The organism is Actinomadura sp. NEAU-AAG7 (genome assembly GCF_018603865.1).
In the GTDB taxonomy this organism is placed as follows: domain Bacteria; phylum Actinomycetota; class Actinomycetes; order Streptosporangiales; family Streptosporangiaceae; genus Spirillospora; species Spirillospora litoris.
Map to the genome: position 1 here is coordinate 1,498,682 of NZ_JAHFZY010000001.1, position 26,220 is coordinate 1,524,901.

Annotated in this window: 25 protein-coding genes; 14 read left to right on the forward strand and 11 right to left on the reverse strand. The window is 72.0% G+C overall.

Annotated elements, in window-relative coordinates; translation table 11 throughout:
- The first annotated feature begins 121 nt into the window (after positions 1-121).
- Positions 122-1,141, forward strand: a complete 1,020-nt coding sequence (locus KLI87_RS06825; RefSeq protein ID WP_156214296.1) for an aspartate-semialdehyde dehydrogenase — start codon at positions 122-124, stop codon at positions 1,139-1,141.
- A 113-nt stretch (positions 1,142-1,254) separates the two neighbouring features.
- Here KLI87_RS06825 and KLI87_RS06830 read toward each other — a convergent pair whose 3' ends face one another.
- Genes KLI87_RS06830 through KLI87_RS06840 form a run of 3 tightly spaced genes read right to left on the reverse strand, consistent with a single transcriptional unit; the run spans position 1,255 to position 4,317 of the window.
- On the reverse strand, positions 1,255-1,476 hold the full coding sequence (locus KLI87_RS06830) for a DUF2277 domain-containing protein (RefSeq protein ID WP_156214295.1): 222 nt from the start codon (positions 1,474-1,476) through the stop codon (positions 1,255-1,257).
- A gap of 43 nt (positions 1,477-1,519) precedes the next feature.
- Entirely contained in the window at positions 1,520-3,703 is a 2,184-nt protein-coding gene (locus KLI87_RS06835) for an MMPL family transporter (RefSeq protein WP_214616238.1), read from the reverse strand.
- Positions 3,704-3,714: 11 nt separating this feature from the next.
- Positions 3,715-4,317: a TetR/AcrR family transcriptional regulator gene (locus KLI87_RS06840; protein WP_156214293.1), complete on the reverse strand. Its 603-nt coding sequence runs from the start codon at positions 4,315-4,317 to the stop codon at positions 3,715-3,717.
- A 58-nt stretch (positions 4,318-4,375) separates the two neighbouring features.
- Here KLI87_RS06840 and KLI87_RS06845 point away from each other — a divergent pair, with 58 nt between their 5' ends.
- Positions 4,376-5,122 carry a DUF4097 family beta strand repeat-containing protein gene (locus KLI87_RS06845; RefSeq protein WP_214616239.1) on the forward strand — a complete coding sequence of 249 codons (747 nt, stop codon included), beginning with the start codon at positions 4,376-4,378 and terminating at the stop codon, positions 5,120-5,122.
- Here KLI87_RS06845 and KLI87_RS06850 read toward each other — a convergent pair.
- Complete coding sequence (locus KLI87_RS06850) at positions 5,099-5,434, reverse strand: putative quinol monooxygenase (RefSeq protein WP_214616240.1); 336 nt, start codon at positions 5,432-5,434, stop codon at positions 5,099-5,101. The genes KLI87_RS06845 and KLI87_RS06850 overlap by 24 nt on opposite strands.
- Positions 5,435-5,488: 54 nt before the next feature.
- Between KLI87_RS06850 and KLI87_RS06855 the strand changes: the two genes are divergently transcribed.
- The 6 genes from KLI87_RS06855 (at position 5,489) to KLI87_RS06880 (ending at position 9,037) form a co-directional block, all read left to right on the forward strand.
- Positions 5,489-5,848: a MerR family transcriptional regulator gene (locus KLI87_RS06855; protein ID WP_214616241.1), complete on the forward strand. Its 360-nt coding sequence runs from the start codon at positions 5,489-5,491 to the stop codon at positions 5,846-5,848.
- 42 nt (positions 5,849-5,890) lie between these two features.
- Positions 5,891-6,490 carry a TetR/AcrR family transcriptional regulator gene (locus KLI87_RS06860; RefSeq protein WP_173390600.1) on the forward strand — a complete coding sequence of 200 codons (600 nt, stop codon included), beginning with the start codon at positions 5,891-5,893 and terminating at the stop codon, positions 6,488-6,490.
- Between the two features lie 16 nt (positions 6,491-6,506).
- Positions 6,507-6,767, forward strand: coding sequence for a DUF3703 domain-containing protein (locus KLI87_RS06865; RefSeq protein ID WP_214616242.1), 261 nt, complete (start codon positions 6,507-6,509; stop codon positions 6,765-6,767).
- A 118-nt stretch (positions 6,768-6,885) separates the two neighbouring features.
- Positions 6,886-8,115: a helix-turn-helix transcriptional regulator gene (locus tag KLI87_RS06870; RefSeq protein ID WP_214616243.1), complete on the forward strand. Its 1,230-nt coding sequence runs from the start codon at positions 6,886-6,888 to the stop codon at positions 8,113-8,115.
- Positions 8,116-8,213: 98 nt separating this feature from the next.
- A complete protein-coding gene (locus tag KLI87_RS06875; protein ID WP_214616244.1) occupies positions 8,214-8,555 on the forward strand; it encodes a hypothetical protein in 342 nt (113 codons plus the stop codon).
- A gap of 200 nt (positions 8,556-8,755) precedes the next feature.
- Entirely contained in the window at positions 8,756-9,037 is a 282-nt protein-coding gene (locus tag KLI87_RS06880) for a hypothetical protein (protein ID WP_156214285.1), read from the forward strand.
- Between the two features lie 147 nt (positions 9,038-9,184).
- On the opposite strand, the gene KLI87_RS40905 is transcribed toward KLI87_RS06880, so the two are convergent.
- The 4 genes from KLI87_RS40905 to KLI87_RS06900 all read right to left on the reverse strand — a co-directional run bounded on the left by KLI87_RS40905 (position 9,185) and on the right by KLI87_RS06900 (position 17,141).
- Positions 9,185-11,239 carry a M4 family metallopeptidase gene (locus tag KLI87_RS40905; protein WP_214616245.1) on the reverse strand — a complete coding sequence of 685 codons (2,055 nt, stop codon included), beginning with the start codon at positions 11,237-11,239 and terminating at the stop codon, positions 9,185-9,187.
- Positions 11,240-11,611: 372 nt separating this feature from the next.
- Positions 11,612-13,171, reverse strand: a complete 1,560-nt coding sequence (locus KLI87_RS06890) for a M28 family peptidase (RefSeq protein ID WP_214616246.1) — start codon at positions 13,169-13,171, stop codon at positions 11,612-11,614.
- Positions 13,172-13,295: 124 nt separating this feature from the next.
- Complete coding sequence (locus KLI87_RS06895; protein ID WP_308165883.1) at positions 13,296-15,704, reverse strand: M4 family metallopeptidase; 2,409 nt, start codon at positions 15,702-15,704, stop codon at positions 13,296-13,298.
- 408 nt (positions 15,705-16,112) lie between these two features.
- Positions 16,113-17,141, reverse strand: coding sequence for an esterase family protein (locus tag KLI87_RS06900; protein ID WP_214616247.1), 1,029 nt, complete (start codon positions 17,139-17,141; stop codon positions 16,113-16,115).
- Positions 17,142-17,317: 176 nt separating this feature from the next.
- On the opposite strand from KLI87_RS06900, the gene KLI87_RS06905 reads away from it, so the two are divergent.
- The 5 genes from KLI87_RS06905 (at position 17,318) to KLI87_RS06925 (ending at position 21,561) form a co-directional block, all read left to right on the forward strand.
- On the forward strand, positions 17,318-17,998 hold the full coding sequence (locus KLI87_RS06905) for a peptidylprolyl isomerase (RefSeq protein WP_214616248.1): 681 nt from the start codon (positions 17,318-17,320) through the stop codon (positions 17,996-17,998).
- Between the two features lie 151 nt (positions 17,999-18,149).
- A complete protein-coding gene (locus tag KLI87_RS06910; RefSeq protein ID WP_214616249.1) occupies positions 18,150-18,881 on the forward strand; it encodes an isocitrate lyase/phosphoenolpyruvate mutase family protein in 732 nt (243 codons plus the stop codon).
- A gap of 254 nt (positions 18,882-19,135) precedes the next feature.
- Positions 19,136-20,200, forward strand: a complete 1,065-nt coding sequence (locus tag KLI87_RS06915; RefSeq protein ID WP_156214279.1) for an FAD-binding oxidoreductase — start codon at positions 19,136-19,138, stop codon at positions 20,198-20,200.
- Positions 20,201-20,426: 226 nt separating this feature from the next.
- Positions 20,427-20,729, forward strand: a complete 303-nt coding sequence (locus KLI87_RS06920; protein WP_214616250.1) for a PGPGW domain-containing protein — start codon at positions 20,427-20,429, stop codon at positions 20,727-20,729.
- 403 nt (positions 20,730-21,132) lie between these two features.
- A complete protein-coding gene (locus KLI87_RS06925) occupies positions 21,133-21,561 on the forward strand; it encodes a cold-shock protein (protein ID WP_214616251.1) in 429 nt (142 codons plus the stop codon).
- A gap of 42 nt (positions 21,562-21,603) precedes the next feature.
- Here KLI87_RS06925 and htpG read toward each other — a convergent pair whose 3' ends face one another.
- From htpG to KLI87_RS06940, 3 genes are all read right to left on the reverse strand, one after another.
- On the reverse strand, positions 21,604-23,496 hold the full coding sequence (gene htpG / locus KLI87_RS06930) for a molecular chaperone HtpG (protein ID WP_214616252.1): 1,893 nt from the start codon (positions 23,494-23,496) through the stop codon (positions 21,604-21,606).
- 32 nt (positions 23,497-23,528) lie between these two features.
- On the reverse strand, positions 23,529-24,353 hold the full coding sequence (locus KLI87_RS06935; RefSeq protein WP_214616253.1) for an SAM-dependent methyltransferase: 825 nt from the start codon (positions 24,351-24,353) through the stop codon (positions 23,529-23,531).
- Positions 24,354-24,497: 144 nt separating this feature from the next.
- Positions 24,498-25,337 (reverse strand): NAD(P)-dependent oxidoreductase, encoded by an 840-nt coding sequence (locus KLI87_RS06940; RefSeq protein WP_250903492.1) that lies wholly within the window; start codon positions 25,335-25,337, stop codon positions 24,498-24,500.
- Positions 25,338-25,494: 157 nt separating this feature from the next.
- Between KLI87_RS06940 and KLI87_RS06945 the strand changes: the two genes are divergently transcribed.
- The gene (locus KLI87_RS06945; RefSeq protein WP_214616255.1) at positions 25,495-26,091 is read left to right on the forward strand and encodes a TetR/AcrR family transcriptional regulator; all 597 of its coding nucleotides are present in this window, start codon (positions 25,495-25,497) and stop codon (positions 26,089-26,091) included.
- Positions 26,092-26,220: the final 129 nt, after the last annotated feature.

Below are 26,220 nucleotides of genomic sequence, written 5' to 3' on the forward strand. Positions count from 1 at the left end.
GGGGTTAGCGCCACGTGTGAGCAGCGCTTAGAGTCGACGGGAAGGGATATTGAATGGACGTCCCGTAGAGGCTTGGGCAGACTCGTTCGCCCAGGTCGAGTGACTTACCAGAGGGAGCGGCATGAGGATCGGGATCGTCGGGGCCACCGGGCAGGTCGGGAGCGTGATGCGGCGCATCCTGGCCGAACGCGGGTTCCCGCTGGACGAGCTGCGCCTGTTCGCCTCCGCCCGCTCCGCCGGCCGCAGGCTCCCGTTCGACGGCGCCGAGATCACCGTCGAGGACGCCGCGACCGCCGACTTCTCCGGCCTCGACATCGTCCTGTTCTCCGCGGGGAAGGGCTCCTCGAAGGAGCTGGCGCCCAAGGTCGCCGCCGCCGGCGCCGTCGTGATCGACAACTCCTCGGCCTGGCGGATGGACCCCGACGTCCCGCTCGTGGTGTCGGAGGTCAACCCGCACGCGGCCGCGAACCGGCCGAAGGGGATCATCGCCAACCCCAACTGCACGACGATGGCCGCCATGCCGGTGCTGCGGCCGCTGCACGCCGAGGCCGGGCTCGCCGCGCTGGTCGTCGCCACCTACCAGGCCGTGTCCGGCAGCGGGCTCGCGGGCGTCGCCGAGCTGCACGAGCAGGCGTCCAAGGTCGTCGAGGGCGCCGACCGCCTCACCCACGACGGCGCCGCCGTCCAGTTCCCCGACGCGCGGGTCTACGTCGCGCCGATCGCGTTCAACGTGCTGCCGATGGCCGGTTCGATCGTCGACGACGGCCTCGCCGAGACCGACGAGGAGCAGAAGCTCCGCAACGAGAGCCGCAAGATCCTGGAGATCCCGGGGCTGCGCGTGTCGGGCACCTGCGTCCGCGTCCCGGTCTTCACCGGCCACTCCCTCCAGATCAACGCCCGCTTCGAGCGCCCGATCGGCACCGAGCGGGCGAGCGAGCTGCTGTCGGGCGCGCCCGGCGTCGTGCTGGCCGACGTCCCGACCCCGCTCCAGGCCGCCGGCCAGGACCCGACCTACGTCGGGCGGATCCGCCGCGACGAGACCGTCGACAACGGCCTCGCGCTCTTCTGCTCCAGCGACAACCTGCGCAAGGGCGCGGCGCTCAACGCCGTCCAGATCGCCGAGCTGGTCGCCGCCGAGTAGCCCGCCCGACCCGAAGCGAGAGCACCGCCCGCGAGCCCCCTCGGCTCGCGGGCGGTGCCGTCGTCTCCGCGGGCGGCCGATCAGGAGGGCGCGCTTCGCCGCCGCGGCGGAGGTCAGGACGCGGCGCGGCTCCCCCTGACCTCAAGCGAGCCCAGCAGGGCGGCGGTGGCCTGGGCGACCTCCTCCACGGCGCGGTCGAACGCCTCGGCGTTGTGGGCGGCGGGGGCGCGGAAGCCGGAGATCTTCCGGACGTACTGGAGCGCGGCGGCCCGGACGTCCTGGTCGGTGACTTCCTCGGCGAAGGGCGGGCGGAGCGTCTTGATACTGCGGCACATGCCTTCATTGTTACCTCCCGCACCGACAAAACCGCAGGCCGGCCTACCTGGACGGCGCCACCGGCTCCGCGGCGGGGTCGGCGTGGGCGGCGGGCCGCCCCAGCCTCGCCCCCTCGATGTCGAGGTCGGGGAGGATCCGGTCGAGCCGGCGGGGGATCCACCAGGCGGCCTTCCCGGTCAGCGCGAGGACGGCCGGGACGAGCGTCATCCGCACCAGGAACGCGTCGGCCAGCACCCCGGCGGCCAGGCCGAGCGCGATGGGCTTGAGCGTGAGGTCGTCGGTGGTGACGAAGCTCGCGAAGACCGCGAACATGATCAGCGCGGCGGCGGTGATGACCCGGCCGGTGTGCCGCGCGCCGGTCAGCACGGCCTCGCGCGGGCGTCCGGTGTGGACGTGCTCCTCGCGGATCCGCGACACCAGGAAGACCTGGTAGTCCATGGCCAGGCCGAACAGCACGGCGATCACGACGATCGGCATGAAGCTGAAGACCGGCCCGGTGGTGGCGACGCCGAACAGCCGGGCGAGCCAGCCCCACTGGAAGACGGCGACGACCGCGCCGAACGCGGCCCCGGCCGACAGCAGGAAGCCCGCCGCCGCCTTGATCGGGACGAGGACCGAGCGGAACACCAGCAGCAGGAGCAGCAGCGAGAGCCCGACCACGACGGCGGTGAAGGGCGGCAGCGAGTCGCGGAGCCGGTCGGACACGTCGATGGCGGCGGGCGTGGAGCCGGTGACCAGCACCCGGGCGTCGGCCGCCGCGCCGAGCGCGGGCGTCCGGGCGCGGATCCTGCGGACCAGCCCCTGGGTCGCCTCGCTGCGCGGGCCCTGCTCGGGGACGAGGTTCACGACCGCCGTGCGGCCGTCCCCGCCGCGCTCGGGATCGCCGATCGACTTCACGCCGCGGATGTCGAGCCCGCCCGCGACGCGGTCGGCGGCCCGGACCGGGTCGCCCCCGCGGGTCTGGACGAGGATCAGCAGCCGGCCGTTGCTGCCGGGGCCGAACGCGTCCGAGATCAGGTCGTAGGCTTTGCGCTGGGTGGACGCGGGGTCCGCGGTGCCGTTGTCGGGCATCGCGAGGTCGAGCCGCAGCGCCGGAAGCGCCATCGCCCCGAGCGCCAGCAGCACGACCGGGATGGTGACCAGCGGGCGGCGCGTCACCAGCCGGGCCCAGCGCAGGCCGCCGGCTCCGGCGCGTCCCGGACGGCCCGCGCGCGAGCCGGGGCGCGGGCGCAGCCGTTCCCCGGCGAGGCCGAGCAGGGCGGGGAACAGCGTGATCGCGGCGGCCACCGCCATCAGCACGGTCAGCGCGGCGGCCAGGCCCATCACGGTCAGGAACGGGATGCCGACCACGCTCAGCCCGGCCAGCGCGACGATCACGGTGAGCCCGGCGAACACGACGGCGCCGCCCGCCGTCGCGACGGCCCGCGCCGCCGACTCCTCGGCCGCCATCCCCTCGGCGAGCTGGGACCGGTGCCGGGAGCCGATGAACAGGGTGTAGTCGATGCCGACGGCGAGCCCGACCATCAGCGCGAGGCTCGGGGCGGTGTCGGAGATCGTCGCGACGTTGGAGACCAGCATCAGCCCGAGCAGCCCGATCGCGAGCCCGGCGACGGCGGTCAGCAGCGTCAGCCCGGCGGCCAGCAGCGAGCCGAATGTGAGCACGAGGACGACCAAGGCGACGCCGACGCCGATCGCCTCGCCGACGCCGGCCTCCATGCCGGCGGTGCTGTAGACCGTCCCGCCGACCTCGGCGCGCAGGCCGCCGGACCTCGCCGTGGCGGCGATGTCCTCCAGGGCGGTGACGCTGGAGTCCTCCAGCACGTCCCGTTTGATGGGGTAGAGCACCTGGGCGAGCGCGGTGCGCCGGTCGGCCGAGATGCTCCCGGTCTTGAACGGGTCGGTGACCTCGGCGACCTGCGGGGCCGAGCGTGCCTCGCGTACCGCGTCCCGGATGCGGGCCTTGTGGGCGGGGTCGTCCACGGTCTTCCCGGGCGGGGCCGCGAACACCAGCTGCGCGGTCACCCCGGTCGCCTCCGGCAGGGAACGTTCCAGCAGGTCGATGCCCTCCTGGGACTCCGATCCGGGGATGGTGGCCTCGCTGTCCAGGTGCGAGCCGTAGGCGGCGAAGGCGCCCCCGACCAGGAACAGCAGCGCCAGCCAGCCGGTCAGGAAGCGCAGCCGGCACCGGAACGCGGTACGGCCGAGCCGGTAGAGCAGGGTAGCCAACGGGGGTCCTCTCAGGCCGGGGGGAGCAGGGCGGTGAGCACGGCCGCGAAGGCTTGCTCGATGACGTCCTCGGTGACCGCCTCGGGGTCGGCGAGATGCTCGTTCACCAGGCCGTTGGTGAGGCAGTGCAGGATCAGCCCGGCCAGCTCGGCGGGGATCCGCGCGCCGGTCAGCTCGGCGACGGCGCGGGCGGCCGTGTCGCGCTGGGCGCGGCGCATCGGCGCGAGCACGGCCCGGGTCTCCGCGTCCCGGGCGGCCCGCGCGGCGAACTCCAGGCCGAGCTGGCCGTGCCCGGTGTCGGTGACGATCCGGGACGCGATCAGCGCGGCGACCCGCTCGACGACCGCGCGGGTGTCACCGGCGGCGTCGATCTCGGCGGTCACGGTGGCCAGCTCGTCCTCGGCCCCCTGCCCGAGGACGGCGGCGAACAGCTCCCGCTTCCCGCCGAAGTTGGAGTAGACCGCGCCCTTGGTGAACCCGGCGGCGTGCGCGATGTCCTCGATCCGGGCGTCGTCGTAGCCGCGCTCGGTGAACACGCGCACCGCCTCGTCCAGCAGCCGCCGCCGCACCTCCTCGCGCGGGACGCGCCGCGCGGGCCCTGGGTTGTCGCTCATGACCGGACCGTAGCATACTCAAAGTACTGAATACTTTCGGTATCGACCAGGAGGCCCGTTGACCATCCCGCCGCACCGCTCGCCGCTCCTGGGCGCGCCGCTCCTGCTCGTCCTCCTCGCGGGCTGCGGCGCCTCGGCCGACGACGCGTCCCCCGAGCACCGCGACTTCGGCCCCGTCGGCTCCAGCCTCACGATCACCAAGGACCGGGGCGACCTGGACATCCGTCCGGCCGACGTCGAAGGCGTCCAGGTGACGCGGCGCTTCGACCGCTGGACGCTGGTCGGCGGCGGCCCGTCCGCGAAATGGGGACTGTCCGGCGACCGGCTGACCCTGGCCACCGACTGCGGGGCGCTGACGGACTGCGCGGTGCGCTACCAGGTGCTGGTCCCGCGCGGGACGGCGGTCGCCATCAAGGGCCAGAACGGAACGATCACAGCCGAGGGCTTCACCACCCCGCTGCGCGTCCACACCACCAACGGCGCGATCAGGGTCAACGGCGCCTCGGCCCCCTTGGACCTGCGCAGCGAGAACGGCGCCCTGCATGCGACCGCGACCAGCTCCCCCCAGGTCTCGGCCAGGACCGACAGCGGCAAGGTGGCCCTGCTGTTCGCGGCGCCCCCGCAACGGGTGGACGTGACGACGGACAACGGCGACGTGAAGGTGACCGTCCCGCACGCCACCTACAAGGTCACCACCGAAACGGAGAACGGCGACGTCCAGGAGAACATCCCCAAGGACGCCGCCGCCCCCCGCTCGATCACCACCCGCACGGACAACGGCTCAATTACCCTGACCACCCCCTGAGGCGGCCGGATAGGTACTGATCATCGCGCCGAAGTAGGCTTCGACGTCCCCGTCGAGGTGCTCGGGCAGTTCGGCCATGAACTCGCGCAGCAACGGCGTCGCGTTGTGCCGGTCGAGGTCCTCCTGCGACCGCCAGACCTCGTAGAGGAAGAACCGTCCGTCCTCCTGCTCGTGGATGTGGTACTGAAGGCTGCCCTCGTGCCCCCGGGAGGGCGCGACGAGGTCCAGCAGGAGCTTCCTGAGGACGTCGGCGTGCCCCGCCTTGGGAGTGAGGAATCCGTAGAGCGAGACCGGTGCTGATGTCGATGTCATGCGACCAACGCTAAAACGTGCAATCAATGCCAGGTTCAAGGTGAGGTCAGTCACATGAAGATCGGAGATCTGTCCCGCGCCACCGGGGTGGACGTACGCCTCCTCCGCTACTACGAGGCCCAGGGACTGCTCACCTCCCGCCGCAGCGAGGGCGGGCACCGCCACTACGGCCCCGAGGCCCCCACCGCCGTCGCCCGCGTCCGCACCCTCCTGGCCGCCGGTCTCACCACCAAGGTCATCCGCGAACTCATGCCCTGCTTCGTGGGCGACGGCACCGAGCTCCAGGCTTGCGTCCTCGACCACATCAGAACCCAGCTCACCGAGATGGACACCCGCATAGCCGACCTGACCCAGGCCCGCACGGCCCTGGCCGGCATCCTCGCCTCCTCCACCCAGGCCCTGACCCCCGCCTGACTCGTATTGCAGAGCATGCACTTTTTGCATACTCTGCAAGTCATGGAGGCGGGAGAAGGGCGACGCGAAAGGCGCCGCGTCGCGCGCCGCGTGGCGATCCGCGGCGCGGCCGTCCGGCTGGCACTGGAGCGGGGCGGGCCCGACGCGGTGACCGTGGAGGAGATCAGCGAGGCGGCCGACATCTCGCCGCGGACGTTCTTCAACTACTTCACGACCAAGGACCAGGCGTTCTCGATCGAGCCGCACCAGTGGACGACCGAGGAGATCGTCGCCGAACTGCGGGCCCGACCCTCCACCGAGCCCCCCGCTCTGGCGATGCGCGAGGTCATCAAGGCGATGGCGCACGCGGCCGACTTCGCGCATCTGGGCGAGGAATGGGAACTGCTCCAGGAGCTGTACCGGCGCCACCCCGAACTGTTCTCCAGGATGAACCTCGACCAGGTCGACACCACGATGGCGGCCCTGGCCGCCGAGATCGCAAAGCGGATCGGCCCACCCCGATCCGAGGGCCTCTACCCGGCCATGCTCGTCGGCGCCGCCTTCGCGGCATTGCAGGTGGCCGAGAACCGAGGCCGCGTCGACCCGCGTCCGCTGGACGCCCTCATCGACGAGGCGTTCCAGCTACTCGTCCAGGGCCTGTGACCCCTCAGGAGGAACGGTGACCGGCGGCTACGACTCCGAGATGGCCCAAGGCCGGGCGGCACTGGCGACCCGCGACCTCGCCGCCGCCTACCGCCACTTCGGCCGGGCCCACAGCCTCGGCCACGACACGCTCGCCCTCCACCTGGCCGCCCACCGAGGTCTGCTGGCCACCGCCTGGAAGCAGCGCAGGCCCGACCGAATGATCACCCAGATCTTCCTGCTCGGCGCCGCCGCCCTCTTCGACCGCAACCAACCCCAGGCGAAAAAGCCCGCATAACCCCACATTCGCCAGCTTCGCCAAGCACGCGAGCTGAATTCCGGCCCCATTCAGCGTTCTGCCGGGACGCTCCGGCAGGTGCTACGTACGCTGTGCACAGGCGAAGAGGGGAGCCCGCATGAGCGCGGACGTCGGTGGCCAGATTCGCACCATTCGTAAAATCCGGAAGATGACGGTCCGGCAGCTCGCCGAGGCGGCCGCGATCAGCGTGAGCCTCATGGAGAAGATCGAGTCCGGTAGCAGGGTGCCGCAGTCCGCGCTGGTGGTGGCCCTCGCCCGCGCCCTGCGCGTCGGGACGGACCGGCTCTACGGGCAGCCGTACATGAACGGCGCCGAGGCCGATGACGGTGTTCAGGGTGTCATCCCCGATCTCCGCCGCGTGCTGCTCACCTACGACTCGCCGGACGACCTGGTCACCGCCCCTCGGCCGCTGGACGCCTTGGTCGCCGAGACGCGGCAGGTGGCGCGGATGCGGCAGGACGGGCAGTACGTCCCGATGGGGCCGCTGCTCCCTGGCCTCCTGATGGAGTTGACGCATAGAGCGTTGTCGTCATCGGGCCCGGAGCGGCAACGGGCGTTCTGGTGGCTGGCGACGGGCTACCGCGCGACGAACTCGCTGGCGCACAAGCTCGGCTACCACGACCTGTCGCTGACGGCGGTGGAGCGCGTGCATTGGGCCGCCGACCGGTCGGGCGACCCGCTGATGCAGACGTCCGCCGCCTACCTCAAGGGCGGGGCGATGCTCCGCATGGGCGCCTACACCTCCGCTCGCCGGCTGCTTGAGGGGTTGGCGGACGCGGTCGAGCGGCTGGCTCCGGAGGGAGCGCTGAGTGACGAGGCCCTCGCCGTCCAGGGTGCGATCCTCCTGAAGTTGGCGATCCTGGAAGCGCGAGACCGCCGTCCCGAACGGGCCCATGACCGCTTGAGCGAGGCCCACGCCTGCGCGGATCTGCTGGGCGCCGACAGCGTCCACTACGAGATGTCGTTCGGTCCGACCAACGTGCGGATTCACTGGGTCGCCGCCCTCATCGACTCGGGCGACGCGGACCAGGCGCTGGCGCGGCTCGGGGAATGGGGAGCCTCCCAAGGCCGGGCGGAGTGGGAACTGCCGGTTCCGCTGGCCGGTGAGCGGGCGAGCCACCATCACATCGACGTGGCCGCCGCGAGGCTGGCGACGGGCGACGCGCGGGGAGCGTTCGGCTCACTCCAGGCCGCGCGCCGGATCGCGCCGAACCACGCACGCAACCACCCGACACTTCGCGCCACGGCGGCCACCTTGGCGCGGGTGGACCGCACGTCCGGTGAAGAGGTCGCTGCGTTCGCTCGCTGGGCTGGCATTACTAGGTAGAAAAGATCCAGTCAAGCAGCGTGGTCCGCACATATTGTGCGGTTGGCCGCGCTCACGCACGGCACCATTTCACTCACTCAACGTGAGAGGAGCGTGTCGTGTCAGCACCTCACCAGCATGCCACCGGTGACCCCGAGCCCCGGGACGTCTACCGCTGGTGCATCGCGCGCGGCCTCGCTCTCCTGCTCACGGGCGAGGAGGAGCCCATGTACGCGTGGGACGTCCGGACCCCCGATCTTGGGGCGGGCGGCGTGACCGATGTGCGCGAGCGCGCGTTCCAGGAGGTCGACGCCGCCTTGCGTAAGGGTGAGCCCGGCGCGGTCGGAGTGGTTCGGGAAGTCGTGCTCGGTACGGGGACTATCACATACCGCGACGTTCGTGTGGTGGGGGAGGCGCGGCTGGATGGGGACAGCGGCTCGGTTGTGTGGGCCCATGAATGACACAGGCGTGGGTGCGGCGGCTGGGGCTGTCGCATTCACCACGGCGGCGTCGGGGTCCTGCCCCCCGTGGACCCCGCGCCGCCGTGCTTTTGCTCCGTGCGGCCAGCGCCGCGGCTGGACGGCATCGCAGGCAGCCGTACGGACGGCGCGGCGGCGGGAACTGGAGCCTCCCGCCGCCGCGCTCATCTCTCAGGAAAGGCGTGATCGTGCCCAATCCTTGGACGGCGCTCTGGTTCACACCACAAAGGCCCGAGCCGGTGGATGACAGGTATCAGATCGACGGCAAGTATGAGTTCATCGGTGATGAGGAAGCCTTCATCGTCGCCGATATCAAGACCCGTGAGATCGTCGGTGCCGCGCACAGTGACGACGTCTCGTCGGGGTGGTGGAACTGCACCATTCACGGGCGCGTGTGCAAGCTGTTCGTGCCGCGCACGGTGGCCGAGCCGCATCTCGACGTCGCCCGGCGGCTCACCCGTTGATCCAGGGTGGCCTGTCATGCGCTCAGATGTTGAGGGGCCCTCGGCGCCGAGGACAGGGTGGCGCCGAGGGCCCGGCGGGGGGCGGGTCCCCGTGGGAACGACGGCCGCACGGGACGGGCCGAGATCGCCCCGTACGGCCGTCCGCGGTCAGCCCGTGCAGGTGGTGGGCTCGCCGCTGGCTCGGGGGACGCGCACGGCCTCCCACGCGTCCCGGGTGCGGGTGAAGTCGGTGCACGTCAGCGCGCCGGACTTCGCCAGGTTGAGGGCGGCCTGGAGGGAGGCCTTGCGGACGGCGGTGTGCGTCCAGTTGGAGGTCTTCATGTTGAGGGTCGCCATGAAGATCTGTCCGGCCTTCTTGAGGCCGACGCCCGTCACCACCATCTTGTTGCAGGTCGGGCTGTTGGGCCGTCCGTTCTTGGGGTCGTTGGCGTTGGAGCCCTCGGCCAGCAGGTAGAACCAGTGGTTCTGGATGGCGGCCGCCGCGTGCGGCTCCATGGGGGGCACGTCCGGGCCGTAGCAGAGGGGGTGGCTGCGGGAGGCCGTGGTCGGGTCGGACATGCTCCGGATCGGTCCGGAGCCGACCAGGTCGACCTCCTCGCCGACCTCGAAGTCCGGCGGGTCGTAGTTCAGGAGGGCGACCGTGCCCTCGAACTTCTCGTCCACCCTCGGCTCGTTCAGGTACCACTCGGTGAGGGCGCCGAAGATGTCGCCGGTCGACTCGTTCAGGCCGCTCTTCTCGTTGCTGCCGCCCGAGCCGCCGGGCGTGGACTGGAAGATGCCGTGGCCGAGCTCGTGCGCGACGACGTCGGTCGGGGTCGCCTGGCGCGTGCCATGCTGGTTGCGGCCGAAGTAGGCGGAGCTGCCGTCCCAGTACGCGTTGACGTCCCGGAGGCCGACCTTCATGGGCCAGCCGCGCCCGTTGCCGTCCAGGCCGTTGCGTCCGAGCCATGCCTTGACCATGTCGAACTCGGCCTGCGCCGCCTTCATGGCGTCGACGCAGGCGGTCTCCAGGTCGGTGCCGTCGGCGTTGCCCCACGCGTCGTCGGTGCCGCTGAGGGGTGTGCCGTTCTCGCCACCGCAGCTGATCCCCGGACGGCGCGCGTCGCTCAGCGTGTACCGGCCGTTGGAGCCGGACGTGTCGATGTGGGTCGGCTTGGTGCGGCCGCCGTGGTAGTAGGACTGGTCGTCGTTCACGTCGACGACCTCGTCCCAGGTGCGGACGACCTTGCCGGTCTTCGCGTCCACCATCACGTGCAGCCTGGACGGACGCTCGGGCAGCGCGGCCAACCCGTAGGACCCGCGCGGGCCGTAGCCGTACGAGCCCTTGGGGCCGGCGAGCCCGTACGAGCCGGGCGGGCCCGCGAGACCGTAGGACCCGGGCGGGCCCGCGAAGCCATAGGAGCCGGTCGGGCCCGCGAAGCCGTAGGACCCGGGGGGGCCGGCGAAGCCGTACGAGCCGGGAGGCCCTGCGAAGCCGTAGGAACCGGGAGGCCCGGCGAAGCCGTAGGAGCCGGCGGGGGCGAAGCCGTAGGAGCCGGGGGGACCCGCGAAGCCGTAGGAACCTGGGGGGCCCGCGAAGCCGTAGGAACCCGGGGGGCCCGCGAAGCCGTAGGAGCCGCCCGGGCCGAAGCCGTAGGAACCGCCGGGGCGGAACCCGTAGGAACCGTGCGGGCCGAAGCCGTAGGAGCCCGGCGGGCGGTTGAAGCCGCGGACGACCGTCTCGTACACCAGCCGCCCGTTGCCCTCGGCCAGGACGGACAGCGTCGGCGTCGTCGTGCTCTTGGGCCGCGTGATCTGCTTGCGGGCGATCGCGGCGGCCCTGGCCGCGGTCAGCGACGGGGTGGTGGAGACCGTCAGCTCGCCGGTCTGGGTGGTCGAGGTGCTGAGGACCTTGCCCGCGGCGTCGGTGGCGACGACGAAGTCGCCGCCGCGGACGGGCAGACCGGCGTGGGTGCGGTCGTAGGAGACGTACTGGAGTCCTCCGGTCCCGGACGTGACGCCACGGCGGACGATCTTGTCCTGGGGGGACGCGTGGACGGGTGCCTGACCGGCGGACACGAACCGGTCGGCGGAGGCTGCGGCCGCCTTGGGGGAGGGGGTGGGCGGCGCGGGCGTGGCGCTCGCGCTCGAAGCGGGGGCGGACATCGCCACGGCGAGGCCGGCGCTGATCGCCGCAGCCCCGAGCGCGGTCTGGTGTCTCACAGCGGTGCTCCTTACATGGGCCGGGGGCGCTTGGCCCGCGGAGGTCCTTGTGGGAGTCGCCGCGGGCGCCGCTGTCGCCCGGCGTTGACTAGGAGTGGACCCGCGAGGTCGGCTGATCGCGGATGCGGCCGGGCGGGGGCGGCCGCATCCGCGAGCGTCCGTTGCGGGGGCACAGGACGCTTGGCGCGGGTCTGGGGCCCCACGCCGTTGGGGTGCTGGTGGACGTTGAACTCAACCGGGTGAGCTGGTTCCAGAAGCTCACCGTGCGAGCTGGTTGATGTCAACAAATCCATTTGGTACTGGAATTTCAATAATTGTCGGTCAAGGTCTGAAATCCCCTGAAATTACCGGTTGACCTGGGCGGACACCGTCTCACTTGGTGATCTTGATGTCGTCCAGACCCGCTTCGACGAGGCTTCCGGAGCCGTTGTCGGCGGCCTCGACGACGATGCGGACCGACTGCCCCGCGTACGCGGAGACGTCGGCGGTCTGGGTCTGCCAGGAGCCCGCGCGGTTGGCCGCCGCGCCGGTCTGGTCGAGGACGGTCGCCGACCCGTTCGGGCCCACGACGCGCACCCTCAGGTAGTCGTCTGCGCCGCTGTTGTTGAGGTGGGCGAAGTTCCAGGCGAACGACAGCGTCTTCGCGCCCGCCGGGAGGGCGATCGGGCCCGACTGGGCGCTCGTGGTGCCGCCGTCGAGGTCGTTGGACCCGGCGTCGGTCCCGGCCTGCGCGCCGGTCACCAGCGCGTTGCTGCCGCCGGGCGCGGTGAGTTGCAGGCTCGTCCCGCTGTAGGCGGTCGCCTGCGGGGCGCCGCGCTCGAACCGGCCCGCGGTCGCGGTGTCGGTGCCGCCGGGGTTCACCGTCCAGCCGGTGTCGGATTCGAGGCCGTCGGAGTAGACGGTCTCGCCGCCCGGCTCCTGGCCGCCGTCCCCGGCCAGCGTCCACACGGCGTAGGCGATGGCGTCGGAGTTGCGGTCGAGCGCGGGGTCGTTGATGTTGGACGAGGTGTCGCAGGACGAGTGGTAGCAGCGGTCGTAGGGCGTGTTCGCCTGTCCGCCCCACTTCTGCGCCTGCGCGGCGGTCTTGTAGTCCTCGGCGCCGGTGAACAGGCCGCCGGCCGGGATCCCGTACTGGATGAACGGGCCGTAGTCCGAGCGCCCGTCGAAGGCGGTGTCCTCGACCGGGACGTTGATCGTGGCGAAGTAGGCGCGCAGCACCCGCTCGATCTCCGCCGAGCCCGCCGGGCCGCCGCCCCCGCTCGACCCGTCGCCGTCGTAGGCGAAGTAGCCGGGGTTCGGGGAGCCGACCATGTCGAAGTTCAGGTATCCCTTGATCTTCGACCGCTCGGCGGCGGGCAGCGTGTCCACGTAGCGGGTCGAGCCGATCAGGCCGAGCTCCTCGGCGCCCCACCAGCCGAACCGCAGGTGCCGCTTCGGCTGGTACTTCTCGCGGGCGACCGCGAGCGCGACCTCCAGGTTCGCGGCCGAGCCGGAGCCGTTGTCGTTGATGCCGGGGCCGGCGTTGACGCTGTCGAGGTGCGCGCCGGTCATCAGGGTGTTGTTGACGTCGCCGCCCGGCCAGTCGGCGATCAGGTTGTAGCCGGTGGCGCCGTTGTAGCTGAACGACTGGACCTGCGTCTGGTAGCCGGCCGTGTCCAACTGGCCCTTGACGTAGTCGATCGACGCCTTGAACCCGGCGCGGCCGTGGGCGCGGTTGCCGCCGTTCCTGGTCGCGATGGACTGGAGCTGGGCCAGGTGCCCCTTGACATTGGCCAGCGGGATGTCGGGCGACTTCAGCGCCGCCCCGGCGTGGGCGGCTGGTGCGGGTGGGGCGGCGGGGGCGGCGGGCGCGGCCGAGGCCGAGCCGCCGGGTGCGAAGGCGGCCAGCGCGAGGGCCGACGCCCCCACGACCGCCGTGATCCGGGGTCTCATGGTCTCTCCGATGGTCACGTCGTGTCGGACGGTGGTCACACTGAGCTTGCGGGTGACCAGGCCCTTATGTCGCGGCCCGCGACGGGGGAGCGGGCCCCCGTCACGGGCCGCGGGCGGGGGGCGGTCAGGATTTGGTGATCTTGATGTCGTCCAGCCCGGCCTCGACGAGGCTGCCGGAGCCGTTGTCGGCGGCCTCGGCCACGATGCGGATCTTCTGGCCGGCGAACGCCGACAGGTCGATCGTCTCGTTCTTCCAGGCACCGGCGCGGTTGGCCGCGGCGCCGGTCTGCTGGACGACCGTCGTGGTCTGCGTCCCGACGACCTTGATCCGGAAGTAGTCGTCGGTGCCGCTGTTGTTGAGGTGGGCGAAGTACCAGGACAGCTTCAGCGCCAGCGTGCCGGACGGCAGCGTGATCTCCGGCGACTGGATCGTGGTCACGCCGCCGTCGACGTCGTAGGTCCCGGCGTCACTGCCCGCCTGCGGCCCGGTCACCAGCGTGTTGCTGCCGCCGGCGGCGGCGAGCTGGAGGTTCGTCCCGCTGTAGCTGGTGGGCTGCGGGGCGCCGCGCTCCCACTTCCCGGCGGTCGCGGAGTCGGAACCGGCGGGGTTGGCCGTCCAGCTCCCGTTGGCCTCGAAGTCGTCGGCGAACACGGTGCCGGGCTGGTCCGCCCCGACCGTGAGCGTGTAGGTCGCGGTGCGGTCGACCGACGCGCCGTCCGCGAGCACGGTGATCTTGTAGGTGCCGTCGGCGGTGCCCGCCGGGACGTTCACCGTCATCGTGGACGACTGGCCGGAGGAGACGGACGCGGGCGAGAACGTCGCCGTCGGACCGGCCGGGGTGCTGGTCGCCGACAGCGTGACCTGCTGGGCGCCGCCGCCGGTGGTCTGGGTCGTGACGGTCGCGTTCGCCGATCCGCCCGCGTCGGCCCTGCCGGACGCGGGGTTCACCGCGACGGAGAAGTCCGGGCCCTGCGGCGCGCAGGCGGCCTCGGCGCCCTGCTGCGGGACGTCCACGGCGCTCCACGCGGCCTTGACCGCCACGCACTCGGCGCCGGAGTTCGGGAACAGCTCGATCGCCGCGTTGATGGTCTCGACGCGGGCCCGGGCGTGGCTCCAGTTCGTCACCTTCTTGTTGAGGCCGCCCATGAAGATCTGGCCGGCCTTCTGGATGCCGATCCCGGTGACGGTGGAGTTGTTGCAGGTCGGGCTCGTCGGGTTCCCGTTGGTCGGGTTCGAGCCCTCGGCCAGCAGGTAGAACCAGTGGTTCTGCGGGCCGGCCGCCGAGTGCACCTCGGTGCGCGGGATCGAGGAGGAGTAGCAGTTGGGGTCACCGAGCTGGCCGGGGTCGTACATGTTGCGGATCGGGCCCTGGCCGACCAGGTCGACCTCCTCGCCGACCAGGTAGTCGGGCGGGTCGTACTGGGCGGGCTCGTTGATGTAGTGCTCGGTCAGCGCGCCGAAGATGTCGCCGGCCGACTCGTTCATCCCGCCCTTCTCGTTGCCGTTGCCGCCGCTGTCGCCGCCGGGGGTGTTGGTGAAGACGGCGTGGCCGTTCTCGTGGCCGACGACGTCGACCGAGGTGGCCTGCTTGTTGTTGGCCTGGTTGTGGCCGAAGTTGGTGTAGCTGCCGTTCCAGTAGGCGTTGACGTCACTCAGGCCCACACGCGCGGGGAAGCCCCGTCCGTTGCCGTCGGTGCCGTTGCGGCCGAGCCATGCCTTGAGCATGTCCCATTCCTTCTGGACCGCGTACAGCACGTCCACGCACGCGGTCTCCAGGTTCGTGCCGCTGCCGGTGCCCCAGGCGCTGTCGGTGCCGGTGTAGGCGGAACCGCCCTGGCCGCCGCACTGGTGGCCGGGACGCTGCGGGTCGGTCATCGAGGTGGCGGCCGTGCTGAGGTCGACGGTGCCGTGGTAGTTGCTCTGGTCGTCGGCGACGTCGCGGACCTCGTCCCAGGTCTTGACGACCTTCCCGGACTTGGCGTCCACCATCACGTGCAGCTTGGTCTCGGCACGCTTCTGGTGACCGCTCACGACCGTCTCGTAGACCAGCCGTCCCGAGCCCTCGGCCAGCACCATCAGTCGCGGCGACGACACGGTGCCGATCTCGCTGACCTTCGCCTTCGCGGCCTTCGCGGCCTGCGCGGCGGTGATCGTCGCCTTGGTGCGCAGGTCCAGCCGCTCGCTCTGGTCGACGGAGGTGCTCAGGATGCCGCCGGTCGCGTTGGTCGTGACGACGAAGTCGCCGCCGTACACCGGCAGGCCGTCGTAGGTGCGCTGGTACTGGACGTGCTGGAGACCGCGCAGGCCCGAGGTGACGCCCGTGCGGATGATCCGGTCCTTGGGGGCGGTGCGGAAGGCGGCCGGTTTGGCGACGACGAAGGTGTCGGCCGAGGCGGCGGCCACGGCGCGGGGGTCCGGCTTGGCCGGGGCCGCGGGGGTGGTGCGGGTGGTCGCACCTGTGGCGGGGGCGGACATCGCCACGGCGAGGCTCGCGGCCAGCGCCGCCGCCCCGAACGCGGTCTGGTGTCTCACAGGGGTGCTCCTTCCACGTGCCCGGGCGGGGCGGGGCACGGGCGCGTCCCTCCTGGAACGCTCCGCGACACCCCTGTCCGTCGAGCGAGGACTGGGAACTCATCCGGATGAGCTGTCCCGAAGTGCACCCCGGCGTGTGAAAAGAGTCAATGAATCCATTTGGTACTGGATTTTCAAAATTTCAGAGCAAGTTAATGGATGGCCCGTAAAACGTTCCTGGACAGGGGCGACCGGCGGGCCGGCCTTCCCGTCCGGCCCGCCGCGTGCTGGAACCGCCGAGGCGGGCGGGGCGTTGGAACCCCGTCCCGCCGTTGGACTTCCCCGACCGGCGCGGCCTGGGGCGCCGGTTTCAATTTCATATCGGTTCGGCGTCTGTCGGGTTATGAAGGGCGATTTCTGGTTTCGGGATCAGGGCGCGATGCGCCGGCAGAGCCAGGAGAGCGCGATCGGGTAGCGGTAGTCGATGCCGCCGTGGGCCGCGTCGAACAGCTCGAAATGGATCACGTCCTCGGACACTCCCGCGTCCAGCAGCGCCCGGTGGAACGCCTGCGCGCCCACGTCCAGGAACCACTCGTCGCGCGTCCCGCCGTCGATCCAGATCGCGCGCTGCGACCGCATCGCCTCGGCGTGGCCCGGCACCATCCGCACCGGGTCCCACGCGAGCCAGCGCTCCCACACCTCCGGCCGGATGATCCCGGTGACCGGGTCGAAGGGGAGGTCGGGGGTGCCGTCCTCGCGCGCCGAGTAGCAGACCGCCATGCCGAGGAGGTTGAGCAGCTCCATGTCCTCGGGCTTGGTGAAGGACGCCCGGCCGTGGAAGTCCTCCCACCACCGCCAGATGTCGCCGCCGTACCCGCGCAGGTGCCGGACGCACTTGGGGAACTCGGGCAGGTAGCAGTACTCGAACAGCGCGTCGCCCGCATGCGTCGCGAGCGCCCCGAACAGGTCCGGGCGCAGCATCGGGGTGATCATCGCCCCGTAGCCGCCGCTGGACTTGCCGCTGATCGCCCGGCGCTCGGGCGCGTCGAGCGTCCGGTAGTGCGCGTCCACCCACGGGACCAGCTCGTCGCAGATGTAGGAGTGGTAGCGGCCCGTGCCAGGGGAGTCGAGGAACTGGCTGCCGCCGTGCGCCGTCCACGCGTCGACGAACACGACGATCGCGGGCGGCGCCTCACCGGAGGCGAACACCGCGTCGGCGGTCTCGGGGAACGGCCGGCGGTAGGGCATCCGGTTCCGCCAGATCCCGACGTGCCCGGTGAACCCGGTGATCACGTACACGGTGGGGTAGCGCCGTGACGGGTCGTCGTCGTATCCGGGCGGGACGTACACCAGCAGCGGGCGCTCGTGCGGGTCCTTCAGCGGGTTGCCGCGCAGCAGCTCGCTGCTGACGACGTGCTCTTCCAGGCGTCCGGCGAAGTCGGCGGACCACGGCAGCATGCGCACTCCCTCAAGGCGGGGATGAATGATCACCTCGACGCTAACCCAGCCCGGAGCGGCACGCCATGCGCGGATCCCGGCCCGCTGAGCAGGGGTCTTGGCGGGCCGGGCGCGGCCGCGCTTCGTCGTGATTTGCCACTACCGGGCGGCGCGGACGATCACTACCGTGGGGCGGCATGAGACCGCGCTGGACAGTCACCGCCGCCCTGGCCGCAGCCGTCGCCGCCGCGCTCGTCCCGGCGGGCGCCGCGCAGGCGGCCCCCGCCTCGCCGGGGCACGGCGGGAAGCAGGTGCGGTGCGTCTTCACGCCCACGCCCGACAACCCGGCGGCCAAGCCCGTGCGCGCGCCGCGCTCGACGGCCCGCGCCCACGGCAAGGTCGACGTCGTCCTGATCACCAACTTCGGCGCCGTCAGCATCCGGATGGACCCGGGGAACGCGCCCTGCGCGGTGCACAACTTCGCGAGCCTGACCCGGCAGCGGTTCTACGACCGCACGCGGTGCTGGCGGCTGACGAACTCGGCGCGGCTCGGCGTCCTCCAGTGCGGCGACATCTACGCCGCCGAGAAGGGCGGCCCCGGTTACGAGTTCGACGACGAGCTGACCGGCAAGGAGACCTACCCGCGCGGGACGGTCGCCATGGGCAACTGGGGGCCCGACACCAACGGCAGCCAGTTCTTCCTCGTCCACTCCCGCGCGGACATCCCGCCCGCCTACACCGTCCTGGGCAAGGTCACGCACGGCCTCGGCGTGCTCGACCGGATCGTCAAGGGCGGCATCAAGCCGGGCGGAAGCAGCCCGCAGGACGGCGAGCCCGCCAAGCCCGTCAAGATCTACAAGGTCTTCGCCCGGGGCTGAGCGGCTCGGGTTCGGGCACGGGCGCGGCACGGCGGCGCGCGGCGGAATTTCGGTCGGCCCCGCTTCGGTTCTCCGGACGGACGGGTACACGAAGGTCGTCACAGACGACCGTCCTCACCTGTCCCCCCTGAAAAAGGACAGAAGGAGAATCATGACCGAGCACGCCCAGCGCCTTCGCGACCTGCACCGCCCCGGTGACCCGCTGCTCCTGCCGAACGTCTGGGACGCGGGCAGCGCGACCGCCGTCCAGGAGGCCGGTTTCCCCGCACTGGCCACCGCGAGCGCGGCGGTCTCGGCCATGCTCGGCTACCCCGACCACGAGGGCGCGCCCGTGGAGGAGATGTTCGCCGCCGCGGGCCGCGTGATCCGCGTGGCGGACGTGCCGGTCACCGTGGACGCGGAAGCGGGCTACGGGCTGGAGCCCGCCGAACTGGTCGACCGCCTCCTGTCGATCGGCGCCGCGGGCTGCAACCTTGAGGACACCTACGCGGCGGGGTTGGCGCGCCCCGAGGACCAGGCCGCCTACCTCGCCTCCGTCCGCGCGGCGGCGGGCGACGCACTGGTGATCAACGCCCGGGCCGACTCGTTCGTCGCCAAGGCGGCCGACCCGGTCGCGGACGCGATCGCCCGCGGCCGCCTCTACCTGGAGGCCGGCGCCGACTGCGTGTACCCGATCGGGGCGCCGATCGACGCGGTGCCGGCGCTGGTCGCGGGCATCCCCGGGCCGGTGAACGCCAACAACGCCCCCGGCACGTCCCTGGCCGACCTCGCGGCGGCCGGGGTGGCGCGCGTGTCGTACGGTCCGCGTCCCTACCGGCTCGCGCTCCAGGCGCTGACGGAGTTCGCCGGGCGCGTGCTCGCCAAGGGCGACCCCCACCGGTGACCTCGCACGCGGCGTCCGGGTCCGCTCCGGACGCCGCGTCCCGCCCGGGACGCCGCTCCAGCCCACCGGCACCCGCGTCGCCGGCGCCTCTCCCGTCACGTCTTGCGTCAAGCCGTCGCCTCGGTATCATGCACGTATGGTAGTCATTCATGTACGGATCGTAAACATGTGCCGCTCCCGGTCATGATCCGGGCGGTGAACGGAATAGGTTCGGTGACCCGGCTGACAAGGCGCGGCCGCCCCCGGGTGGTGCGGTGAAGGCGGTCGTCGTCGGCGCGGGGATCATGGGCGCGGCCGTCGCCCACCAGCTGGCGCGGGCGGGCGCGAGCGTCCAGATCGTGGAGGCGGGCCGTCCGTCCCGGGGCGCGACCGGCGTCACGTTCTCCCGGCTGAGCGCGTTCGACAAGGAGCCGCACGACTACTTCCGGCTCAACGGCGCGGGGATGGAGGAGCACGCCAGGCTCGCCGCCGAGACCCCGCTGTCGAACTGGTACCACCCCTGCGGGACGGTCCTGCTCTCCGACGACGAGCAGGAGCTGAGACGCCGCGCCGAGCGCTACCGAGCCTGGGGATACCCCCTCGCCTGGCGTTCGGAGACCAGGCTCGGCCCGGTGGCGCGGCTGCCCGCCCGCGTGCTCCACGCCCCCACCGAGGGCTGGGTGAACGCGGTCACGCTCACCCGCCACCTGCTGGAGCTGGCGACCCGGCACGGCGCCGTCGTCCGTCCGGAGACACCGGTCATCGGCCTCGCCCGGGGCGCCGCGAGCTGGACGGTCACCACCGCGGGCGGGCGCGTGCTCAGCGCCGACGTCGTCGTCAACGCGGCGGGCCAGGGCGCCCCCGCGATCGCCGCCGGCGCCGGGACGTCGCTGGCGCTGACCCGCGGCCCCGGGCTCCTGCTGACCGTCGCGATCCCCGGCGAGACGCTGCGCCACATCGTCCACTCGCCGGAGGTGTCGATCCGCCCGGACGGGCCGGGCCGCGTCCTGATCAGGTCGGGCCCGGTCGACCGGCGCCTGGAGGACGGCTCCGACCTGCGCGAGCTGACCCAGGACCTGCTGGCGAGGGCCGCCCGGGTGCTGCCGCACCTGGCGTACGCGGCGGTCGTCCGGCCGAGGATCGGGCAGCGCGTCCTGCCCGAGGGCGGGCTCCCGAGCATCGGCGCGGTCCCCGAGCTGCCCGGCTACCACGAGGCGGTCAGCCACAGCGGCGTCGTCCTCGCCCCGCTCGTCGGGCGGCTGCTCGCGGAGGAGATCATCACCGGCCGCCGGTACCCGGGCCTGGAGCCCTTCCGGCCCCGCCCGGCCCCTGCGGGCTAGGGGCGCACCGGCCGCCGCCCATCCGGTGGCGGCCCTGCTCCTGGCCGGCGGCCTGGTAGATCGCGGACTTCAGGCCCTCGGGGCCGCGCTCCAGCGCCGGCGCGTGGCGCCGTCGATCCGTCCGCGGCGGCCTCGCGCCGGCGGCTGTGGCACTGGACACATCCGGGGTCGATGGCGGCGTCCCGATCGTCGGACACGGTAAGGCCGGCGATCAAGGAGATACCAGATGACCGCGACCATGTCCGATCACATGTCCGATCACATGTCCGACCGGACGGCCGGGGCCGACGTCGTCCCGGCCGCCAAGGCGAGGACGCCGCTGCGGCTGCTGCGCAAGGCGGCGGTCGCCGTGGCCGGACTCGGCCTGATCGTTCTGGGCGTCGTGATGCTGGTGCTGCCGGGGCCGGGCGTGGTGGCGATCCTCGCCGGGCTGGGCCTGCTGGGCACCGAGTTCCCCGCCGCGCGCCGCGTCAACGACCGCGTCCGCGGCTACCTGGCCGCCGCCTGGCGCAAGGTGAAGCGCTCCTGATCCCGCGCCGGCCATTACCGTGCCGGCTCCGCATGCCGGCTCCGCATGCCGGCATCCGCCGGATGAGCGGAATGGATCTTGGTGGGCCCGGCGGCGCCCGCCGGTGATTCGTCCGAAGGTGTTGGAGGAAGGGCGAATTCTCCGGTGCTTTCTGCGGCCCCGCCCGGCCGACAACGGAACCGTCCGTGCGCCCCGCATCACCGCCCGCTTGAGTGAAGAGCCCGATTGAAGGGAACGCTTCGAACGGCGGGAGGGTGGCTTAGGATATCGGCGTGATGCCCGGGGGGCGTCTCCAGGGGGCACCGCGGCGCCGGCGTAAACGGGGGAGCACCGATTCGGCGTCTGGACGGTTCCGGCTGTGTAGTGGACGGGCAGGCGTCGTGTGTTTTGCGGAGGGGTGGTCATGACGCAGACGGGCAAGGTTCTCAGGTTCGACGATTTCCGCGGATACGGATTCATCGTGCCGGACGGCGGCGGAGAGGACGTTTTCGTCCACGCCAACGAGCTGCTCGACGACAAGGCGGTGTTCTCCCCGGGGACGCCCGTCGAGTTCGAGGTGACCCAGGGGGAGCGGGGGCTGAAGGCGTTCGCCGTGCGCGCGCTGGAGGCCGACCCGGTGTCCCGGCCCCCGGCGCGCTCGCTCGACCGGGGCCCCGTGCTGGACAGGGACGATGACGACGGCCTGTGCGACGTCCTGTCGCAGGACGAGTTCACGCAGGAGCTGACCGAGCTGCTGCTGCGCGACGACCCCGAGCTGACCGGCGCGCAGATCCTCAAGCTGCGGCGCGGGCTGCTCGCCTTCGCCAAGAAGTACGGCTGGGTGGAGGGCTGACCCTCCGCCGGGGGGTCCCCGGCGGAGGCCCGCGCCCGGGGTTCAGGGCGTGTCGTCGGCCGCCAGCGCCACGAGCAGGTCGTTGAGCCGTCCGACGAACGCGGCCGGGTCCTCGACGAGCGCCCCGCTGGTGAGCACGGCCTGGTTGAACAGGACGTGCGCCCAGTCGGCCAGGCGCGGGTCGTCCTGGCGGCGGTTCAGCCGCTCGATCAGCGGGTGCCGGGGGTTGATCTCCAGCACCGGCCGGTTGGGCAGCCCGGAGCCGCGCAGCCGCTGCGCGAGCGCCAGGTCGGTGATCGCCTCGTCGCCCACGATGCACGCGGGCGAGGTGGTCAGGCGGGTCGTCACCCGCACGTCGTGCGCCTGGCCGTCCAGCTCGGCCTTCAGCCGCTCCAGCAGCGGCGCGAACTCGGTGCCGGCCTTCTCCGCCGCCTCCTTCTCCGCGTCGTCCTCCAGGTCGCCGAGGTCGGGGACGCCCTGCGCGACCGACTGGAGCCGCTTGCCGTCGAACTCCTGCACGAGGCCGGTCACGACCCAGTTGTCGACGGCCTCGCCGAGCAGCAGCACCTCGATGCCCTTCTCCCGGAACACCTCCAGGTGCGGGCTGGCGGACGCGGCGGCCGGGGTCGGCGCGAGCAGGTAGTAGATCTTGTCCTGGCCCTCCTTCATCCGGCCCACGTAGTCGCGCAGCGAGACGTCCGCCTCCTGCGTGGCCGACCGGGTGGTGGTGAAGCGCAGCAGCTCGGCGATGTCGTCGCGGTTGGCGTAGTCGTCGGCGATGCCCTCCTTGAGCACGGCGCCGAAGTTCCGCCAGAACGTCGCGTACTTCTCGGGCTCGTTCGCGGCCATGTCCTTCAGCAGCCGCAGCACCCGCTTGACCGCGCTGGAGCGGATGTGGTCGACCGCGCGGCTGCCCTGGAGGATCTCCCTGGAGACGTTCAGCGGCAGGTCGCTGGAGTCGATGACGCCGCGCACGAACCGCAGGTAGGCGGGCATGAGCTGGCCGCTGTCCTCCAGGATGAAGATCCGCTGGACGTGCAGCCGCATCCCGCGCCGCGCCTGCGGGACCCACAGGTCGTACGGCGCCTGCGAGGGGACGTAGAGCAGCAGCGTGTACTCGTACCGGCCCTCCACCTTGGCGTGGACGTAGGCGAGCGGGTCGGTGAAGTCGTTGCTGAGGTGCCGGTAGAAGTCGTGGTACTCGCGCTCGGTCAGCTCGCCCTTCGGCCGCGCCCACAGCGCCGACGCCTGGTTGACGGTCGTCTCCTCGGCGGAGTCCGCGTCCTCGGACGGCATCACGATCGGCACGCTGACATGGTCGGAGTAGCGCTGGACGATCGTCCGCAGCCGGTGGCCGTTGAGCAGCTCGTCCTCGCCGTCGCGCAGGTGCAGCACGATCGTGGTGCCGCGCTCGGGGCGCTCGACGGACTCCAGCGTGTACTCGCCCCGCCCGTCGGAGGACCAGCGGACGCCGTCGGCCGCCGCCGCGCCCGCCCGCCGCGTCGTCAGCACGACCCGCTCGGCCACGACGAACGCCGAGTAGAACCCGACGCCGAACTGGCCGATCAGCGCGGAGTCGCCGCGCTGGTCGCCGCTCAGGTTCCGCAGGAACTCGGCGGTGCCGGAGCGCGCGATCGTGCCGATGTTCCCGATCACCTCGTCCCGGCTCATCCCGATGCCGTTGTCGGAGATGGTGATCGTCCCGGCGTCGCGGTCGTAGCCGACGCGGATCCGCGGGTCGTCATCGCCGTCCTCGGCGAGTTCGGGGTGGGAGAACCGCTCGAAGCGCAGCCGGTCGATCGCGTCGGAGGCGTTCGAGATCAGCTCGCGCAGGAAGATCTCCTTGTTGCTGTAGAGCGAGTGGGCCATCAGGTCGAGAAGCTGCGCCACCTCGGCCTGGAACGTGAAGGTCTCTTCGGTCGTCTGCGCCGTCATTGCAGCGAGATTAGAATTGGGTCAGGGCGCGGTCAAATGACCGCCTTCCCAGGGGCGCCGCCGGTCGCCGTGATCGGCTTTCTCGCGACGCCGCCCCACGCCGCGCACCGCCCGGGCGTCCGGAACGGGCTCGGGTCGGGCCGCCATTGCGGGATCGGGACGAACCCGGGAGAAAGCAGCTGGAACCCGTCCAGGAAACGGCGCAGTCGCTCGGGGCCGCGCAGATGATAGGGCGCCGATCCGCCCCGGTTGTAAAGGCGCCACGCCTGGACGTGGGCGCGGTCGGTGTCGGTGCCGTCGTGGAGCGCGAGGTGGCTGCCGGGCGGCAGGGCGTCCTTGAGCGCCGCGACGATCGACAGCGCCCGCCCGTCGTCTTCGGTGATGGGGATGTGGCCGAGCACGTTCATCAGCATGAGCGCCACCGGACGGGTGAAGTCGAGGCGCGTGCGGGCCTTGGCGAGGAGCCGCTCCGGGTCGTTGAGATCGCCGTCGAAGTAGTCGGTGCCGCCCGCGTCCGGACCCGTCAGCAGGGCGTGCGCGTGCGCGAGGACGAGCGGGTCGTTGTCGACGTAGACGACCCGCGCGTCGGGCGCGACGCGCTGCGCGACCTCGTGGGTGTTGTCGTGGCTCGGCAGTCCCCCTCCGACATCGAGGAACTGTCGCGCGCCCCCGGCGGCGAGGTGGCGGACGACGCGCATGATGAAGTACCGGGACGACCGCGCCATGTCGATGATTCCCGGATAGATCGCGGAGAAGCGGTCGCCGGCCTCCCGGTCGACGGGATAGTTGTCCTTGCCGTCCATCCAGTAGTTCCAGATTCGCGCCGAATGCGGGATCGACATGTCGATCCCGGTCATCAGATCATTTTCCGCGGCGTGCCAGAGGAACGAGTCGTCGCCGGCCACGGCAACCTCCCACCCGTCACATGAAATGTGGGAGACCAAACATGACACGGCCGGGATGCCGGGGAGTCGGGAACGGTGTAACAGGCCGCGCCGGTTTCACGGTCCGGTGAGGGAGGTCCGGGATTCGAGCGCGTGCAGGACGGCCGCCATGTCCGAGCGGCCGTGCCCGAGGGCGAGCGTCTCGCGGTAGAGGGCGTGGCAGACGTCCAGCAGCGGCGAGGCGACGCCGGAGGCGCGGGCGGCCTCGGCGATGAGGCGGTTGTTGTCCAGGACGTTGGCGATGGACGCCTGGACGCCGAAGTCGCGGGCGAGCAGCTTGCCGCCCTTCGCGCGCGACACCGTGCTCGCCATCGGGCCCGCGTCCAGGACGTCCAGCAGCCGCCGCTCGTCCAGCCCGTGCCGCGCGGCGAAGTGGAACGACTCGGCGAGCCCGGTGACCATCGTGATCAGGAAGATGTTGACCGACAGCTTCATGAGCAGCGCGTTCGGGACGGGCCCGCACGGATGGGTCTCGTGGCACATCGGCGGCAGCAGCGGGCGGGTCGCGGCGACGGCGGCCGGGTCGCCCGCCAGCATCGCGACGAGCCGCCCCTCCTCGGCGGGGCCGCGCGAGCCGGAGACCGGCGCCTCCGCGTACGCGCCGCCCGCCGCGTGGATCTCGGCCTCCAGGCCCCGCGAGTACTCCGGCGACGTCGTCCCCATGTGGACGGTGACGCGGCCGGAGACGTTCGCGGCGAACTCCGGGGCGCCGCGTCCGAGGACGGAGTCGATCGCGGGCCCGTTCGCCAGCATGAGGAACACCACGCGCGCCCGCCGGAACACCTCGGCGGGGCCCGCCGCGACCTCCGCTCCGGCCGCGCGCAGCGGCTCGCACCTGGCGGGGGTGCGGTTCCACACGGTCAGCGGGGTTCCGGCGCGGGCGAGGTTGAGGGCCATGGGCTGCCCATGACGCCCAGCCCGATGAAGCCCACGCGCTCGGCGGGATCGACGCCCATCCGGACCGCCTCCTTGCGAGTTATGACAACGGTCATGATAATGGCCCAGGTGAAGGCGGCAATAGCCTTCAGAACTTTCTTCTCGGGCGGGGGCGGCCATGGCGGAGCGGGAGCGGGGGCCGCGCGAGCGCATGGTGTTCAGCGCCGCGCAGCTCATCCGCCGCGACGGGGTGACCGCGACGGGCCTGCGCGACGTCGCCGTCCACGCGGGCGCGCCGCGCGGGTCGCTCCAGCACTACTTCCCGGGCGGCAAGGAGCAGCTCGTGAACGAGGCCGTGGAGTGGGCCGGGCGCTACGCGAGCGAGCGCGTCGCCCGGTTCGTGGCCGCGATGCCGCGCCCGACGCCGTCCCGGCTGTTCGCGGCGATGGTCGGGCAGTGGGTCGAGGAGTTCACCTCGGCGGGCTTCGAGCGGGGGTGTCCGGTCGCGGCGGCGACCGTCGACTGCGCGGACTCGGTCGCCTCCACGCGCGCCGCGTCCGCCGAGGCGTTCGCGGCCTGGCGCCGCCCGATCGCGCGCGAGCTGGCCGCGATGGGCGTCCCGGCCCGGCGGGCGGCCGGGCTCGCGACGCTGATGGTCGGCTCGCTGGAGGGCGCGATCCTGATGGCGCGGGCCGAGCGGGACGTCCGCCCGCTGCGGACCGTCGCCCGCGAACTCGGCCCCTACCTGGACTCCTGCGCCCTCCAGTCCGGCTGAGGCCGTTGCGGACGGTTCGGCAGGGGTTTTATCACCGGGACCTCGGGTGCCAATTGTGGCCATTTGTTCGATGATCGACGCGTAGACCGCGCATCGAGGAGGCATACTGCGTATGCCCCCCGTGGGCCT

What these genes read in the sequence shown, in the direction of transcription:
- KLI87_RS06825 (WP_156214296.1), top strand. Translation starts at nt 122, where the DNA reads ATGAGGATCGGGATCGTCGGGGCCACCGGGCAGGTCGGGAGCGTGATG.
- KLI87_RS06830 (WP_156214295.1), bottom strand. Translation starts at nt 1,476, where the DNA reads ATGTGCCGCAGTATCAAGACGCTCCGCCCGCCCTTCGCCGAGGAAGTC.
- KLI87_RS06840 (WP_156214293.1), bottom strand. Translation starts at nt 4,317, where the DNA reads ATGAGCGACAACCCAGGGCCCGCGCGGCGCGTCCCGCGCGAGGAGGTG.
- KLI87_RS06850 (WP_214616240.1), bottom strand. Translation starts at nt 5,434, where the DNA reads ATGACATCGACATCAGCACCGGTCTCGCTCTACGGATTCCTCACTCCC.
- KLI87_RS06855 (WP_214616241.1), top strand. Translation starts at nt 5,489, where the DNA reads ATGAAGATCGGAGATCTGTCCCGCGCCACCGGGGTGGACGTACGCCTC.
- KLI87_RS06860 (WP_173390600.1), top strand. Translation starts at nt 5,891, where the DNA reads ATGGAGGCGGGAGAAGGGCGACGCGAAAGGCGCCGCGTCGCGCGCCGC.
- KLI87_RS06870 (WP_214616243.1), top strand. Translation starts at nt 6,886, where the DNA reads ATGAGCGCGGACGTCGGTGGCCAGATTCGCACCATTCGTAAAATCCGG.
- KLI87_RS06890 (WP_214616246.1), bottom strand. Translation starts at nt 13,171, where the DNA reads ATGAGACCCCGGATCACGGCGGTCGTGGGGGCGTCGGCCCTCGCGCTG.
- KLI87_RS06900 (WP_214616247.1), bottom strand. Translation starts at nt 17,141, where the DNA reads ATGCTGCCGTGGTCCGCCGACTTCGCCGGACGCCTGGAAGAGCACGTC.
- KLI87_RS06905 (WP_214616248.1), top strand. Translation starts at nt 17,318, where the DNA reads ATGAGACCGCGCTGGACAGTCACCGCCGCCCTGGCCGCAGCCGTCGCC.
- KLI87_RS06910 (WP_214616249.1), top strand. Translation starts at nt 18,150, where the DNA reads ATGACCGAGCACGCCCAGCGCCTTCGCGACCTGCACCGCCCCGGTGAC.
- KLI87_RS06920 (WP_214616250.1), top strand. Translation starts at nt 20,427, where the DNA reads ATGACCGCGACCATGTCCGATCACATGTCCGATCACATGTCCGACCGG.
- KLI87_RS06925 (WP_214616251.1), top strand. Translation starts at nt 21,133, where the DNA reads ATGACGCAGACGGGCAAGGTTCTCAGGTTCGACGATTTCCGCGGATAC.
- htpG (WP_214616252.1), bottom strand. Translation starts at nt 23,496, where the DNA reads ATGACGGCGCAGACGACCGAAGAGACCTTCACGTTCCAGGCCGAGGTG.
- KLI87_RS06935 (WP_214616253.1), bottom strand. Translation starts at nt 24,353, where the DNA reads ATGACCGGGATCGACATGTCGATCCCGCATTCGGCGCGAATCTGGAAC.
- KLI87_RS06940 (WP_250903492.1), bottom strand. Translation starts at nt 25,337, where the DNA reads ATGGCCCTCAACCTCGCCCGCGCCGGAACCCCGCTGACCGTGTGGAAC.
- KLI87_RS06945 (WP_214616255.1), top strand. Translation starts at nt 25,495, where the DNA reads ATGGCGGAGCGGGAGCGGGGGCCGCGCGAGCGCATGGTGTTCAGCGCC.